Origin of the sequence: Marinicrinis lubricantis (assembly GCF_042658665.1) — a bacterium.
Classification (GTDB): Bacteria; Bacillota; Bacilli; order Paenibacillales; family KCTC-33676; genus Marinicrinis; species Marinicrinis lubricantis.
The window spans coordinates 19,311-35,169 of sequence record NZ_JBHSQV010000185.1; the positions used below are offsets into that span (position 1 = coordinate 19,311).

Annotated in this window: 15 protein-coding genes and 1 other RNA gene; 3 read left to right on the top strand and 13 right to left on the bottom strand. The window is 46.0% G+C overall.

Translation table 11 applies throughout. The features are described from left to right. Positions 1–10: 10 nt before the first annotated feature. From typA to ACFPXP_RS20665, 3 genes are all read right to left on the bottom strand, one after another. Entirely contained in the window at positions 11–1,846 is a 1,836-nt protein-coding gene (gene typA, locus ACFPXP_RS20655) for a translational GTPase TypA (protein WP_379896332.1), read from the bottom strand. 164 nt (positions 1,847–2,010) lie between these two features. Further along, positions 2,011–2,493: a hypothetical protein gene (locus ACFPXP_RS20660; RefSeq protein WP_379896333.1), complete on the bottom strand. Its 483-nt coding sequence runs from the start codon at positions 2,491–2,493 to the stop codon at positions 2,011–2,013. Positions 2,494–2,585: 92 nt separating this feature from the next. Further along, positions 2,586–3,236 (bottom strand): TerC family protein, encoded by a 651-nt coding sequence (locus ACFPXP_RS20665; RefSeq protein ID WP_379896335.1) that lies wholly within the window; start codon positions 3,234–3,236, stop codon positions 2,586–2,588. Positions 3,237–3,569: 333 nt separating this feature from the next. On the opposite strand from ACFPXP_RS20665, the gene ACFPXP_RS20670 reads away from it, so the two are divergent. Beyond that, positions 3,570–4,265 (top strand): TerC family protein, encoded by a 696-nt coding sequence (locus ACFPXP_RS20670; RefSeq protein ID WP_379896337.1) that lies wholly within the window; start codon positions 3,570–3,572, stop codon positions 4,263–4,265. A gap of 72 nt (positions 4,266–4,337) precedes the next feature. Here the strand turns inward: ACFPXP_RS20670 and thiI are convergent, their stop codons facing one another. Both thiI and ACFPXP_RS20680 read right to left on the bottom strand, forming a co-directional pair. Continuing rightward, positions 4,338–5,558, bottom strand: a complete 1,221-nt coding sequence (gene thiI, locus ACFPXP_RS20675; protein WP_379896338.1) for a tRNA uracil 4-sulfurtransferase ThiI — start codon at positions 5,556–5,558, stop codon at positions 4,338–4,340. Positions 5,559–5,567: 9 nt separating this feature from the next. After that, on the bottom strand, positions 5,568–6,719 hold the full coding sequence (locus ACFPXP_RS20680; protein ID WP_379896339.1) for a cysteine desulfurase family protein: 1,152 nt from the start codon (positions 6,717–6,719) through the stop codon (positions 5,568–5,570). Positions 6,720–6,948: 229 nt separating this feature from the next. Between ACFPXP_RS20680 and ACFPXP_RS20685 the strand changes: the two genes are divergently transcribed. Further along, on the top strand, positions 6,949–7,134 hold the full coding sequence (locus ACFPXP_RS20685) for a hypothetical protein (protein WP_379896340.1): 186 nt from the start codon (positions 6,949–6,951) through the stop codon (positions 7,132–7,134). A 196-nt stretch (positions 7,135–7,330) separates the two neighbouring features. On the opposite strand, the gene ACFPXP_RS20690 is transcribed toward ACFPXP_RS20685, so the two are convergent. The 3 genes from ACFPXP_RS20690 to ACFPXP_RS20700 all read right to left on the bottom strand — a co-directional run bounded on the left by ACFPXP_RS20690 (position 7,331) and on the right by ACFPXP_RS20700 (position 9,160). Beyond that, on the bottom strand, positions 7,331–8,269 hold the full coding sequence (locus tag ACFPXP_RS20690; RefSeq protein ID WP_379896341.1) for a hypothetical protein: 939 nt from the start codon (positions 8,267–8,269) through the stop codon (positions 7,331–7,333). 14 nt (positions 8,270–8,283) lie between these two features. Continuing rightward, positions 8,284–8,496, bottom strand: a complete 213-nt coding sequence (locus ACFPXP_RS20695) for a DUF1540 domain-containing protein (protein WP_379896342.1) — start codon at positions 8,494–8,496, stop codon at positions 8,284–8,286. A gap of 163 nt (positions 8,497–8,659) precedes the next feature. Further along, positions 8,660–9,160: a DUF3907 family protein gene (locus tag ACFPXP_RS20700; protein WP_379896343.1), complete on the bottom strand. Its 501-nt coding sequence runs from the start codon at positions 9,158–9,160 to the stop codon at positions 8,660–8,662. Positions 9,161–9,474: 314 nt separating this feature from the next. Between ACFPXP_RS20700 and ACFPXP_RS20705 the strand changes: the two genes are divergently transcribed. Next, entirely contained in the window at positions 9,475–11,322 is a 1,848-nt protein-coding gene (locus ACFPXP_RS20705; protein ID WP_379896344.1) for a S8 family peptidase, read from the top strand. 89 nt (positions 11,323–11,411) lie between these two features. On the opposite strand, the gene rnpB is transcribed toward ACFPXP_RS20705, so the two are convergent. From rnpB to rpoD, 5 genes are all read right to left on the bottom strand, one after another. After that, positions 11,412–11,812, bottom strand: an RNA gene (gene rnpB / locus ACFPXP_RS20710) — RNase P RNA component class A. A 94-nt stretch (positions 11,813–11,906) separates the two neighbouring features. Continuing rightward, a complete protein-coding gene (locus ACFPXP_RS20715) occupies positions 11,907–13,022 on the bottom strand; it encodes a Nif3-like dinuclear metal center hexameric protein (RefSeq protein WP_379896345.1) in 1,116 nt (371 codons plus the stop codon). Continuing rightward, positions 12,962–13,762: a tRNA (adenine(22)-N(1))-methyltransferase gene (locus ACFPXP_RS20720; RefSeq protein WP_379896346.1), complete on the bottom strand. Its 801-nt coding sequence runs from the start codon at positions 13,760–13,762 to the stop codon at positions 12,962–12,964. The genes ACFPXP_RS20715 and ACFPXP_RS20720 overlap by 61 nt, the downstream gene beginning before the upstream one ends. Beyond that, positions 13,759–14,589 carry a hypothetical protein gene (locus ACFPXP_RS20725; protein WP_379896347.1) on the bottom strand — a complete coding sequence of 277 codons (831 nt, stop codon included), beginning with the start codon at positions 14,587–14,589 and terminating at the stop codon, positions 13,759–13,761. The genes ACFPXP_RS20720 and ACFPXP_RS20725 overlap by 4 nt, the downstream gene beginning before the upstream one ends. Before the next feature lie 122 nt (positions 14,590–14,711). Continuing rightward, positions 14,712–15,833 carry an RNA polymerase sigma factor RpoD gene (gene rpoD, locus ACFPXP_RS20730; RefSeq protein WP_379896348.1) on the bottom strand — a complete coding sequence of 374 codons (1,122 nt, stop codon included), beginning with the start codon at positions 15,831–15,833 and terminating at the stop codon, positions 14,712–14,714. Positions 15,834–15,859: the final 26 nt, after the last annotated feature.

A 15,859-nucleotide genomic window follows, 5' to 3' on the forward strand; every position in this document is an offset into this window, starting at 1 on the left:
CCTGTTCATACTATCCGTTAATCGTCGTTTTGCGGTGTTTTTCCGCTCTTTCGCGTTCGCTCTTATTCAAAATCTTCTTACGCAGGCGGATCGACTCCGGCGTAATTTCGCAATATTCATCGTCGTTCAAATATTCCAATGCTTGCTCCAATGAAAGCACGCGCGGTGTTTTCATTTTCACCGTTTCATCCTTCGTCGCTGATCGAACGTTCGAGAGATGCTTTTCCTTGCAAATATTGACGACAATGTCGTTATCGCGGTTATGCTCTCCGACGATCATGCCTTCATATACTTCCGCACCAGGCTCCAGGAATAGAATACCTCGATCTTCGATGGAAAGGATACCGTACTGCGTTGCTTTTCCATTCTCCATCGATACCAGCACCCCTTGATGCCTTCCGCCTACATCTGCACCAGCATAAGGCGCATACTGATCAAAGGCGTGGTTCATGATGCCGTATCCGCGCGTAATCGTTAAGAACTCGGTACGGTAACCGATCAAGCCGCGAGCCGGAATCAAAAATTCTAAGCGAACTTGTCCATTTCCGTTGTTCACCATGTTCAGCATTTCTGCTTTTCTTGGTCCTAAACTTTCCATCACCGCACCTGTGCTTTCCTCTGGCACATCAATAATCAAGCGTTCCATCGGCTCCATTTTGACGCCGTCAATTTCCTTAATAATGACTTCAGGCTTCGACACCTGCAGCTCGAACCCTTCTCGGCGCATGTTCTCAATCAAAATGCCTAAATGAAGCTCGCCGCGTCCAGCAACCAAGAACGCATCCGGGCTGCCTGTCTCATATACTTTCAAGCTGACGTCGGTTTCGGTTTCTTTGTACAGGCGCTCCTGCAGCTTTCGGGAAGTTACCCATTTTCCTTCCTTGCCTGCGAATGGGCTGTTGTTGACAAGGAAAGTCATCTGCAGTGTAGGCTCATCAATTTTCAGGACAGGAAGTGCTTCCGGATGTTGGAGATCTGCGATCGTTTCACCGATATTAATATCTCTAATGCCTGCGATAGCCACGATGTCGCCGGCGGCAGCTTCTTCGATTTCAACGCGTTTTAATCCTTCAAACCCGAAGAGCTTTTCAATCCTTGCATTTTTCGTTTCGCCGGCTCGGTTGATTAACGCAATTTGCTGCGCACGGCGAACCTTGCCACGATTGACTCTGCCGATGGCAATACGGCCTAAATATTCATTGTAATCCAGCAGTGTTACTTGAAACTGGAGAGGTTCCTCGGAGTTATCAATTGGGGAAGGAATATGGGAAATAATCGTCTCGAACAACGCCTCCATATTGTCGTCTTGACGCTCTGGATCCATGCTTGCCGTTCCCTGCAGCGCTGATGCATAAACAACAGGGAAATCCAGCTGATCATCATTGGCCTCCAGCTCGATGAAAAGCTCCAGCACCTCGTCAACGACTTCATGTGGTCTTGCGTTCGGGCGGTCGATTTTATTAAGCACGACAATGGGAGTCAGGTTCTGTTCCAAGGCTTTGCGAAGCACGAATTTCGTCTGAGGCATACAGCCCTCGAAAGCGTCAACCAACAGCAGCACGCCGTCGACCATTTTCATAATCCGCTCTACCTCGCCGCCGAAATCGGCGTGTCCCGGTGTATCCACAATATTGATCAGCGTATCTTTATAATGGATCGCTGTATTCTTGGCAAGAATCGTTATGCCTCTTTCTCTTTCAATGTCGTTCGAGTCCATGACACGCTCCTGGATCGCTTCGTTTTCACGAAACGTACCGGACTGCTGAAGCAGCTTGTCAACCAATGTCGTTTTACCGTGGTCGACGTGAGCGATAATCGCAATATTTCGCAGGTTTTCTCTTTTCATATCCAAAAAATTTCCCACTTTCTCTATTTATATTAGAATATCTGTACTTTGTCAGTAAAATAGCGTCGGACTTTGGCCGACGCTAAACTCAGTTGTAATTATACGATTCAGTCTATGAAAATGCAAGCTGCAAAGTGTGGATAATAATGCTTCGAGTTGAACAATTACCATGCTTTAGGCTGTCTGTATATCAATACCACGCCAGCGATGATAAGAGCAAGTGCAAGAAAATAAATGGCTGAACTGAACAAAAAGCTGAAAATTAAAAATATGATGGAAGCAACACCCAAAATAATGGCGGCAATCCACGCACTCTTCGGATGCTGTCTGTCGAAAAGATAAAACTCATAAAGCCCGATCGCCACTCCTAAGATGAAGATCGGCCATAAATATGCCATGGAATCCCATCCGAAAATAATACAGAAAAAGAAGAGAAGTGCATTGGTCGTCAAAATCGCACCTGGAATGAGAACTCCCGCTGGAAGTACACCCCCGAAATACAATAAATGAAACAAAACACCCGGCGCCAAAACAAATATGGGCCAAAAAGCACTACCCACAAATTGGAATACTCCCAGCTTGCCAAGCAAAATAGCCGCTCCGGCAATAATAATAAGAATTCCAATGGAATATTGATGCTTTTTCATAATTTACCTCCATGCCAATAGTCCATTACTCTTTACATACAAGTGTAATGGATTTGACATGAAATTGCTACATCCGACAAAAGGGTTTGATGTCAGTTTTTTACTTTCACCCACAAGCCCATACAGATGACAATCAATGCGGAAAACAAAGGCACAACCCAATGATAAGAGGAATGAGCTTGTATCAGCCATTGCTGCACCTTCTCATCGTTTACAAGCATCTCTCCCGCCGTATATCCTAAAATGGCTGCCCCTAATAGATTTAAGACGGGGAGGCGATCTAGCAGCTTCATCATGAATGTACTTCCCCATATAATAATCGGTATACTTAAGGTGATTCCTGCGATGAGAACGGTCAAGTTTCCATTCGCAATCGCCGCCACTGCCAGCACGTTATCCAAGCTCATAATGAAATCTGCAACAATAATCGTCCATACCGCAGCCCATAAATTAGAAGAGGAGCGCATCTCTCTTTCTTCCTCTTTTTGCGTCAACAGCTTTAATGCAATATACAGCAGCAGAAGCGATCCTAATGCCTGAATCAGCGGAATGTCCAACAGCACGACAGCAATGAATGTAAGAACCAATCGCATGATGACCGCACCAAGTGCTCCCCACCAAACCGCGTATTTACGCTGATCTTCAGGCAGGTGTTTGCTGGCCATGGCAATGACGACTGCATTGTCCCCGCTCAGTACCATATTAATTAGCAAAATTTCCAAAAACATCCACACCGAATCCAATCTAACACCTCCTTGTACATCCAAAATATGTCCAAGCTAGGCGTGATATGATTACCAGGATGAAGAAATAACAGAACATTCATCTCTTGACTAGCCAACTTTTCATCCCCTATAATGAACTCACAAGCACAAAGGGGAGTAGCTGTACAGCAAAGTCGTCATGACGGGAATTTTATTCCCCGGCTTTGTTGGCAACATAACGTTGTTTGCAAGACCTTTGCCATTCACGGCAGAGGTCTTTTTTATATTTCCTAAAAATGGGATGGATCCCGTTTTTGGGCAGTACATAAAATAGACCTCGGTGCACACAATGAAAAGAGGAGTGAAGGACTTATGGATATTTTATCAGCTGATTTTTGGGTCGCTCTTGGAACAATTGTGTTCATCGACTTAATCCTTGCCGGTGATAATGCCATTGTGATCGGACTCGCTGCCAAAAATTTGCCGCATGAGCAGCGTACGAAAGCGGTTATTTGGGGAACTTTAGGGGCCGTCGCAATACGTGTGATCGCTACGATCTTCGTACTGCATTTATTGAAGATTCCTTTCATACAGCTCGTAGCAGGTTTGCTGCTCATATGGATCGCATTTAAGCTGCTCGTTTCGGACGATGATCACGGAAATATAAAAGCTGGCAATAGTCTGATGGCCGCGATTCGTACGATCATTATCGCGGATGCAGCCATGGGAATTGACAATGTGATCGCAGTCGCCGGTGCAGCACACGGAGATACGATTCTCGTCATTATCGGATTAATGATTAGTGTACCTATTGTCGTTTGGTGCAGCACGCTCTTTATTAAACTTACCGACCGTTTTCCGGTTATTATTTATTTGGGTTCCGGCGTTCTCGCATATACTGCTTCCAAGATGATGACGCATGACAAAAAACTAACCGGCTTCTTCGAAGATAACCCTGCCGTGAAATGGATGTTGATGGCTCTTGTTATTATCGGTGTATTAATTGCGGGTAAATTCGTGAATGATCGAAAAGCAAGTCAGAAGAATGAAGCTGTGAATACGCCATAAATGGAAAAATGAAAAAGCCGAGGGGTAGTCATCCCTCGGCTTTATTATTACGGTATTCTGCTGCGACTTTGGTTAAAACAAACGTTCGAATTCATCAGAGAGCTCAGGTTCGTCCTTCATATCGGAAGTGATCGTCATCACCTCTGTATCTCTAACGGCACGATCAATTTCCTCGTCCATCCAATCCATCCCGGCTTCCAGCTTCTCCACCAATCTCAAATTCGGGTTTGTGCTTGGCGATTTAGGAAGGAAGATGGTACAGCAATCTTCGTAAGGCAAGATGGAAGTCTCGTAAGTTCCGATTTCTTCGGCTACTCGAATAATTTCCTGCTTCTCCATCATGATGAGCGGTCTAAGGACCGGAATGCCTGTCACCTTATTGATGACATGAAGACTGGGCATCGTTTGGCTTGCCACCTGGCCTAGATTTTCTCCCGTTATAATGGCCATCGCCTGCTCCTTCTCGGCCAGTTTTTCCGTAATACGGAACATCGCTCTGCGCATCAAAGTAATCAATAAATTATCATTTTTCATCTGTTTAAGCCGAGTTTGAATCTCCGTAAATGGCACAAGGTGGAGTTTTATTTCTTTCGTATATTCACTTAGAATACGCGTCAAATCAATCACCTTTTGCTTTGCTCTCTCACTCGTATAAGGATAGCTGTGAAAATGAACCGCCTCAATCTGAATGCCTCTGCGCATCGCATACCAACCAGCGACAGGACTATCGATTCCACCGGAAAGCATCAGCATCGATTTTCCGCTGCTGTCCACAGGCAAACCTTTTGCTCCTTGAACCGTTTCACTGTATACGAAAGTGCCCTCTTCTCGAATTTCGACGGTGAGCTCCACCTCCGGATGATGTACATCCACTTTTAAATCCTTCATTTGTCTTAGAACATAACTGCCGATGAGATGGTTCAGTTCTTGAGTAACATATGGGAATGCCTTGTAAGCTCTTTTGACTCTCACCTTAAACGTTTTTGGCTCCTTGCTGAAGCTCAGCATTGCCGAGAGTGCCACCTTCTGAATTTCCTCTAAATCCACAGCGCACTTCAGCACCGGACTGAACGACGAGAGACCGAACACCTTCTTAAGCCCTTCTTTAATGGGCTCATAGGGCTCACCATTCAGCTCGATGTAGACACGACCGAATGTTTTGCTTAATGACGCATTAGGATAACCCTTTAATATTCGCTGAACGTGGCTGACCACCTGATTTTCAAACCTAGACCGATTTCTTCCCTTTAAAGTCAGCTCACCAAAACGCAGTAAAATATGATCCGGTTGCATAAGTCCCTCCTATATCATTTGCGGCTTTAATTCCGTCACGGTTTGCTCGATCTTCTGAATCAATTCGCTAATTTCCTCATCCATGGTATTCGCTCCCAAGCTGATTCGAATGCCGCTTGCAGCTCTAGCCCTGCTCAATCCCATCGCTTCCAGCACACGGCTGGGTCTGCTATCGGAAGAGGAACAAGCTGAACGAGAAGACACGTAGAAACCGTGTTTCTCCAGCGCATGCAGTACAACCTCCGATTTCATACCGGGAAACGAAAAGTTGATGATGTGAGGTGCGCAATGCTCTGGCTCCTCCGGCCCGTTCAAGATCAATTCAGGAATCTGTTGAATGGCGTTCTTAATACGCTCCCGCTGGACAGCCATCCTCTTCGTATGTACCTCTCGTCCATCCAACGTCATTCTTAACGCTTTGGCCATCCCCACGATTGCCGCTACATTTTCGGTTCCCGAACGAAATCCCATCTCTTGGCCACCGCCGCTCATAAGCGGCTCCAGCTCCATGCTGGATTTTTTCACTAAAATCCCCGTTCCTCTGGGGCCGTTTATCTTGTGTGCGGACATGCTCAGCAGATCAATGCCCCAATCATTGATTGCAATCGGCAGCTTTCCTACCGATTGCACCGCATCCACATGAAACAATATTTTATGTTGAGCTTTCAACCATTTTCCGATCGCCTCAATCGGCTGAATGGCCCCCGTTTCGTTATTTACATGCATAACACTCACAAGGATGGTATCCGGCCTGACTGCTCGCTGAATGTCCTCCAAATGGACGATTCCCTGTTCATCAGGCTTAACATATGTCACATCGAAGCCGAACGACTGCAGCTGCCTGAAGCTTTCATACACGCATGCATGTTCAATTTGTGTCGTGACGAGATGCTTCCCTCTATTTTGATATTTAAACGCAGTTCCTTTAACTGCTAAATTATTGCTTTCTGTTCCACCCGATGTGAACACGATTTGATCTGCTTTCACTTGAAGCAAGCCTGCATGTACTTCCCTTGAACGCTCCAGCAGTCGTTCCGCCTCCATACCTAATCGATGAAGAGAGGATGGATTTCCGAAATATTTTTCCATCACTTCCGTAACAACCTCGGTAACCTGTTTGAAAGGAGGCGTTGTCGCCGCATAATCCAGATAAACTACCATAAGCGTGTGATTCCTTTCAATTTGAAATGTTTAATCTATATCAGTCCGGTCCAAACTCGTACAAATGAACATTTTACACTGTTTTCGCTGTCGTTTCTAGTAGGTGCCGACGTTTCCTTATAGTATACAGCATCATGATATAGACTAATCGCTTTTCCTACCCGCGTATATTCCCGCAGTTCATGGGACAGTATGTTACTAACACCTGTGATAAGGAGGCATCTGTCTTTTGTTAAAATGGTTCGAGCAAATCAATTTATTTTATTTATTTCTCGTGCTTTTAGCTGTACATCTGATGCTGTACATTTCGCTCGGTACGGATTCCTGGTTCATCACTTCCGTACTGGCCGCGGGTGTGGAGACGATCGCTGTCGGCATTTTAAGAGTCGTGATCCGCAAACGCCAAAAAACTTGAGTCTATGTGAAAAATGCCCTGACAGCGTCCGGTGTCCCGAGCATAAGTTCATACGAGCATAGGGTGGTTGTCGGTAAACACTCCGGCATTCCCACACCTTATGTTTTAGTTAGAGCCATAAAGCCATCAAAGTTATAACCTTTAGCTTTCAAGAAAAACCCCTTCAAGCTGAAGGGGTTTTTGTTGATTTCGATATTTAATCGTATGCCATGCGCAGCAGCATATAAACAATGAATGAAATGGCACCAATCGCAATGGCCGAAATACCGAGACCTCGGCTGCCTCGGCTGTATGCAACAAATCCCATGACTGCACCAACCGGCCCTAAAATAGCTGGAAATATAAATAATGAAGCAATCGATAAAATAAATCCAAAAATGCCGATGCCCGATGCCCCGCCCCGATCTTCCTCTTCGGTATAATTCATCGGTCTGGTTGCCTGCACTGCTTCCGATGCAAATTCTGTATCATCTTCTCTACGACCGAAATCCGTTGCAATTTCTGTATCGTACTTTTTGCTGCCGCCAATATCCGTACCAAATTCCGTATCGCTCACTGTACCGCCAAAATCCTCTGCACTTACGGCTTTCTTGGCGTTACCTGCAGCCGTCTGTTTGCTGCTCGGTTCCATGCCAAATTCGGTATCACTGACAGCACCACCCAAGTTGCCGAAATCAGCGCCTTGAGCGTTGCTTACAGCTTTTGAATGGGTTTGCGATTTTTTAGGGTTCGTGCTGCTGAGATCCGTGCTGAATTCGGTATCTTTTAAAGCACTGCTTTCGACTTTTTCGGATTCGGTTCCCTTTGTCTTGCTTCCCAAATCCGTGCCAAACTCAGTGTCCTCATAGCTTCCGTACAAATTCACATTGTATTTTGTATCCTTTGCGCCCGAAGCAAATCCAGCTTCTTCGGTTTCTTGACCCCATTCGCTGCCGAACTCCGTATCCGCCGTTTCCGTATTGCTTTCCATATCAGAAGCAAACTCCGCGTCTTCTTGTTTACGGTCTAAAGCGGCTGGTCCCAATTCCTCAGAAAGCTCTTCGTCCGTTTGGTCCTGCTTCATATCTTTATAGCCGGATTCAAGACGATACTGTTGTTTAGGTGCTTTCAAGGCTTTCTTTTCCTGATCCTTCACTGAATTTCCTCCTTTCATTTAGATTTGGCCTTAAAGGTGTGGCAGCAAGTGTTCGCCGCTTTTTTCGCACGATCCTGATGCTCCGTATCAAATGATACTCCTGCAAATTCGGCGCTGTAATCTGCATTTGCATGTTGGTCGATATCGATCATGATCCGATCCGCCCCGCAATTGTTGCCTTGATTCCAATAGGTACAGTTGGAAACGGAACATTTTACATCTGGCATGATAGAAATCACCTCCGTTAACAATGTGCCCGTTCCATGAGGCAACTATTCCGACTGCGGTGGGACTGTACAATATTGCATGGATTGTTTGTTTTCCGGAAACAACAAAAAAACCGGCAAATTTGCGCCGGTCTTTCTTTTTATATGTTGCAGTGGGAAACCACTATAGTTTCTCACCCTGCATTCGTAAACGGTTGACATAATCGGATTCATAATAGGCCAAATTCTCGCGAAGCTCTTCAAAAATTTTGGAGCAAGCAAGCGTAATATCTCTCGCTTCTCTTTGCGGCTTTTTACGGAAACGGATGGCATCCTGACCTGTATATGCATAACGGCCGTCTTCCGAGTAGCATTCATGCTTCGGATAGAAGAAGCTGTTAATGCATTGATGATACACATGATACAGCACTTTTTCGGATTGTTCTTCATTAAAAGTGGGTCTTCTCAACAGAATTCCCAACTTCTCATAATAATCTTCACAATAAACGAGCAAATGTCTTAAATCAGATAAAAAGCCCGTATAAAACTCAGTCATTTCCGGTTCATCATTCGTATCAAAGCTTGTAATCGAATAGTGGTTTAAAAAATGCTCCAAATTCTCCATTGCTTGCATTAATTGTTCTTTTGTTGATTCACATAGGGCTTTCACATTTTGTACAGGCATCAGGTCCTTAACCTCCTTCAATGTAGCGAAGAAACCATATCAACGAAACCTATGAACCTTTACCGGTTCTGTTTAATCTGTAAGGCTAACATCATCCTACCACAAAATGCACAGAAACGTAACAATTATCCATACACCTTTCTTTATGATTTTAACTTTTCACACAACAATTACAAGACATAATTCCATTCGTACAATAAGACTCTAATCTTATATGACAACAAGTTATTCCGTGCGCATTTCAGGCTTATCAGGTCTGTACCCAATATGCAGCTAAATCGAGCAATTTTTGATGGAAACGGAGTGTTGATCGAATGAAGGCTATTGCTGTATTAGCTCTATCCGCAGTCGTTGTTGGGATGATTTTATGGGGAACGGCGGATCGTGATCCCGATCCACAAACTCACTCAAAATCTGAGCCGCCAAGCGAACATAACATGGATGCAAAACAGGAACTGACTATTAAAAGAAAAATTATGCAGCGCGATGTTGAGCTGACGGACGAGTTATGCAAGCAGCAATGTTCAAGAGATTTACTTATGTTTCTCCACGGTTCCATGCATCTGTCTGGACATACTGCATCCGAAGCGGCAGCGGATTTCCTTAAGCAGCATCCGCATATGAAATATTTGCGTTGGAATATGCAAGGTAAATCAGCCATAGCCGGAAAGCTTCCAAACAGACCGCCGGCAGATTTGCAGCAGTATATGGAGACTGCGGAGCAAAAAGCAAAACAAGGTAGAACATACTATTCTCCAACAGTGAACATCAATGATCAGTCCTATTATGTCGCAGCCATTCCGGTGAAAAACGGAAAAAATTATGTGACCGCTGTGATTGAACGCAGTGTCCAATCGAAGGTTGAGACCCATCAAAAGAAAAATTTGAGACTCGTTCCTTACCCAAGTGACAAACGCTTTAACATTCAGGCCGCGGACAGCGACAATCTGAAGAAAAAAGATGTAGATCATCCGGAGCAAAATGAAGGCGTCAGCCATTATCACGTTAACCAGTTGGTCGTTAAATTCAAAAACGATCCGACTCCGAAACAACTGCGGCAAATTCGCAATGACATCCAAGCGGTAAAAGCAAAAAAACTCGGCTATACGTATATCTTTGAATCCAATCAAATGAAAATGGACGAGCTGGTGCAATATTTCAAAAAATGGAACATTGAATATGCAGAGCCTCACTACATGTATATGACGAACGACGTATCAGAAGCCTCTCCAAATGATGTTTTATACGAAGAATATCAGTGGAACCTGCCGAAGATTGATACGCTCAAGGGATGGAATATATCGAAGGGTAACGAGGAAGTCGTCGTAGCCGTCATAGATACCGGCGTTGACTTAGACCATCCTGATTTGCAAGGACGTCTCGTAGAAGGTTTAAACATCATCGATGAAACCAAAACCGCCGACGATGATTTAGGGCATGGCACTCATGTGGCGGGCGTCATTGCCGCTTCGGTAAACAACTATGAAGGAGTCGCCGGCATGAGCTGGTATAACAAAATCATGCCGATCAAGGTGCTTGATGAGACAGGCGCAGGCAATACGTATAATGTTGCGGCAGGCATCATTTGGGCGGTCGATCACGGTGCCAAAGTGATCAATATGAGCTTAGGCAACTATGCAGAAGCCCAATTTCTGCATGATGCGATCAAATATGCTTATGACCGGGATGTCGTATTGATTGCCGCTACGGGCAACGATAATACAGAACAACCGGGGTACCCCGCGGCATATCCGGAAGTATTTGCCGTCTCTGCAACGGACCCTACAGGGAACAAGGCGATCTTTTCCAATTATGGCGATTATGTCGATGTTGTCGCTCCGGGTGAGAATATTGCCAGCACCTATCCCGATGCGAGGTATGCTGCACTGTCCGGTACATCAATGGCCAGTCCTCATGTCGCTGCACTCGCTGCGATGATCCGCTCGACGAACCCGCTTCTAACCAATGAAGAAGTCATGGACATCATGCGAAAGACCAGCGTAGACATCGGTACGAAGGGGAAGGACAAATTTTTCGGATATGGCCAGATTGAAGTGAATGAGGCGCTGGAATTTGCTCAAGGCCCTTCTCAATCTTTTTTTCTCTATCCGCAAAGATTTGAAAGAGAAGTAAAAAAGTTGAAAAGTGCCAGTGGAACCTAGATGGTGCCTTGGAAATGACTCTTGAAGACAGAAAAAAACCGTTATTGCACAAGTTGCAATAACGGTTTTTCATTCCGATCAAGTGGTGAATGGAAAGCTTGCCATAAGCCGGGTTCTGTCCTTCCAGTGGTCATCACGGGAACCACCCTCCCACCATTGAAGTGACAATCATCTATCTAGGCAGTACATTGCTGCACTGCTCAAGCGACCAACCTGACGCACCTCGGGCAAAGGCTGTACTGCTATCGCAGCACGGCGTCCATTAGGTCTTGCTCCAGATGGGGTTTACCAGGGAATAAGTCGCCAAATTCCCTCGTGGTCTCTTACACCACGGTTCCACCCTTGCCTGTGCGCATCAGCGCCATCGGCGGTCCATTTCTGTGGCACTATCCTTCAGCTCGCGCTGACTGGACGTTATCCAGCATCCTGCCCTACGGAGCCCGGACTTTCCTCCCGCGGCACAGCCGCCGGCGATTGTCTGTCAAACTTTCCGACTACCTTGAAAGTATACAACCACCCGTACGAATACACAAGTCCAAATGTTTGGAAATTCGCCGATTGTTTTTCTACGCCGTTAGTTTATGCTAAATAAATTGAAAAGGTTCCGTCTGCACGTTCGACACCACGACCTCCGTCGCATAGCCCTGCTCCTGAAATCGCCTGTGCAAATATTCCGCAACCGGCGATTTCATAATTTGTTCAGTATGATGACCGGGATCGATCAGACACATTCCTGCCGCCAGCGCATCTTGTGCAGTATGGTAGTCAATATCTCCGGTAACGAATACATCCGCTCCTTGAAATATTGCCGAAGACATATATCTTGCGCCTTGTCCTCCCATAACAGCTACCTTGCGAACCATCCGATCCAAGTCTCCAACGACGCGTGTCATCGGAACGTCAAACGCCTTTTTGACGACCTCGTTGAATTCACGCAGTGTTACTTCTTGTTCCAGCTTGCCGACACGTCCCAGGCCAAACGGTTTTCCTTCAAGTTTTAAAGGATACACGTCATAGGCTGGCTCTTCATATGGATGTGCCTTCAGCATCGCTTGCACTACGCGCTTCAGCTTTCGTTCCGGCACGATGGTCTCCAATCGAAGCTCCTTCACTTGTTCAAGCTTTCCTTGAGATCCGACATACGGCTTTGTTCCTTCCTCCGGAAGAAACGTACCGATGCCTTCCGTATTAAAGCTGCAGTGGCTGTAAGCCCCGATATGTCCCGCACCCGCCTGCATAACCGCATGCATCAGCTTGTCATGGTGCTCTTCTGGAACATAAACAGCCAGCTTAAGCAGCGGTTCGGTCTGCGTTACCGACAGCACCTTCGTCTTGGATATCCCCAATGCCTCGGCCATCATGTCGTTTATACCGCCCTCCGCAATGTCTAAATTCGTATGCGCAATATAGACGGCAATGTCGTTCTTGATGCACTTCTCGTATCGTTTTCCTGCGGGCTGATCGGTTTGCAGATGCTTCAGAGGCCGAAAAATGATCGCATGATGAGCAATGATTAAATCGACCTTTTCCGCAATGGCTTCATCAATCACCTCATCGGTTATTTCCAGCGTGACCATAACCTTCTTGATTTCTTTTTGCAGCGTTCCCAGCTGCAATCCAATTTTATCATCCTCTACTGCTAAAGACTTGGGGACCCATTCTTCGAATAATTGGATGACGGCTGCTCCTTTTGCAAACAAGTCCATACCTCCTTAAGCCGCTTATAATGCTCCTCAAAGCGTTTTCTCTTTTCGATGCTTTCCGCAGAAGCTGAATTGGCCATATTGTCCATCACCCGACCCAGCTTTCTTAGTTCTCCCGCCCATTTGTTGAGAAACACCTCTGAATGCTCCCGGACTAGATACGGACCGAATAACAGCAGCTCCTCCTTTGTCAGCGTCAGCTGATGAGATAAGGTTGCTGTAACAGGGTAATTCAACCGCAGCTCATCCGCAGAGATCGCAGGGCGCGCAATCAATATTTCATATATTTTCTGATCTTCTTCCAATATCGTTTCGTGCTCCAAATACCAGCCGTTCTTCAAAAGCCAAATTCGGACCTGTTCCTCGCCGACGTTCGGCTGAAGAACAAGCCTTTGAACGCCTTTCAGCTTGTCTTTGCCTTCCTCCAAAATGGTGCAGATCAGGCTTCCGCCCATACCTGCAATCGTAATGCAGCTTGCTTCACCTTGCTGCACGACGGACAAGCCGTTGCCCAGCCGGACATCGATTACCTTTCCCAATCCATGCTGCCTGACATTTTGACAGGATGCACGGTAAGGTCCTTCATTGACTTCTCCTGCAATGGCAGAAGCAATTTGCTCTTGTGCAGCCAAAAATATTGGAAGCAGCGCATGATCGGAACCGATATCGGCCAGCACGCTTCCTTCGGGAACGAACGATGCAATTTTTTTTAATCTTTCAGAAATTTGTATGTTCATGAAATAACCCACTCTGTCCACTTTTTACGAAAAATAAATAACACCGATGCCGAAAAAGCCAGCTTAACCATGAAACTGATCTGTACGGAGTTGCCAACCTCCGCATGTACGGCCGTTTGATACATTTCAGGAGCAAACCAGAGCAGCGCTCCGGCCAATAAATAAACAACGCCGATTTTCTTAGAACGCGTCGTGAACAGCCAGCCTATCCATATGAATAACAGGGACAGCGGCAGCCACATGATTTGAATTTTATACCAAGGCGCGTCGGATTCAATTCGACCATGCAGGATCCAGCTGTAAAACAGAAGCAATGAAATGATTCCGCAAAAGTGGAATACCGGCATTTTCAGCACAATTCCCAAGACAGCCCATAATATACTGCATAGGAGAATATACAAGAGCAGGTATCCTTCTTGACCGCCTGTATGCTGCTTGAGGATGATAATTCCCATGAGAAGCAGTGTTACACATGCAAGCCCGATAAAAACATGGGAGACGAGCGGTTTCTTCCATCGCAGATGTACCCCGTATCCGCCTAACGCGATGACGATACAGATGCTGATCGCGACTTGCGCAAGCAGCGGAAAATGGCGGAAATTCAATAACAGCAGCAGAACCACTCCCACAAGGCCAAACCCAAGACTCCAGCTTTTTAGACCGCTCGATTGAATGCGTTTGACGGAACGCTGTACAGTGCTGCCTCCTTCGTTTTCATCATCTGCATATAAATTGTATAAGAAATCGCAGTATTGTTCGGGAAGAAGCTTGCTTCGTCTCCAATGTTCTATTTCTTTTAAAATGATCGTCCGCTTTTGTGAATCCATCTCTGTTGCCCTCCTCCCGACATCCGCGGGCTAGCTCTAGAAAAAAAACCTTACTGCAAGCAGAAAGGTTTTTTCATCTTAGATTCTTCAATCCATATACGGTCAACGCCGTTTCTATTGGATTATTCGAGGAAATCCTTTAATCTCTTGCTGCGGCTCGGATGTCTTAATTTGCGCAGCGCCTTCGCCTCGATTTGGCGAATCCGTTCTCTCGTAACCCCGAATACCTTGCCAACCTCTTCCAGTGTACGAGTACGCCCGTCATCCAGACCAAAGCGGAGTCTAAGGACATTTTCCTCCCGTTCCGTTAGCGTATCAAGCACATCCTCCAATTGTTCCTTGAGCAGTTCATAGGCTGCGGCATCAGATGGAGCAAGCGCTTCTTGATCCTCAATGAAATCTCCCAAGTGAGAGTCATCCTCTTCACCAATCGGTGTTTCCAAAGACACGGGCTCTTGCGCAATTTTCATAATCTCCCGCACTTTCTCTACACTAAGCTCCATTTCGGTTGCAATTTCTTCCGGGGTTGGTTCACGACCCAGCTCCTGCAGCAGCTGCCTCGACACGCGAATCAGCTTATTGATCGTCTCCACCATATGAACAGGAATCCGGATGGTTCTGGCTTGGTCCGCAATCGCTCTTGTAATCGCCTGCCGGATCCACCAGGTTGCATAAGTACTAAATTTGAAGCCCTTCGTATGATCGAACTTCTCAACGGCTTTGATGAGGCCCATATTGCCCTCTTGGATCAGATCCAAGAACAGCATTCCGCGGCCAACGTATCTTTTGGCGATGCTGACAACCAGTCTCAGATTCGCTTCGGCCAATCTGCGTTTTGCTTCTTCGTCACCCAGCTCTATGCGCTTGGAAAGTTCAACTTCCTCTTCAGCGGAAAGCAGCGGAACTCTACCAATTTCTTTTAAATACATGCGCACGGGATCGTTAATTTTAATTCCAGGGGGCAGCGAAAGATCGTCGTCAGGATGAAATTCGTCTGATTCATCATCCTCGTCGTCATCCGAACGATTCATTCGATCGGATTCATTCACTACTTCAATCCCTTGCTCGGCCAATGCTTCGAAAAACTCATCGATCTGCTCGGGATCCTGCTCATACGGACTAAGCCGCTCCATGATATCTTTATAGGTTAACACCGTGCGCTTTTTGCCGATCTCGATTAATTGGTCCTTCACCTGTTCCAGAGTCAGTTCCGGTTCCATCTCTGTATGCCGATCGTTAGCCATAATCCAACTCCCTCCTCCCCGGAAAG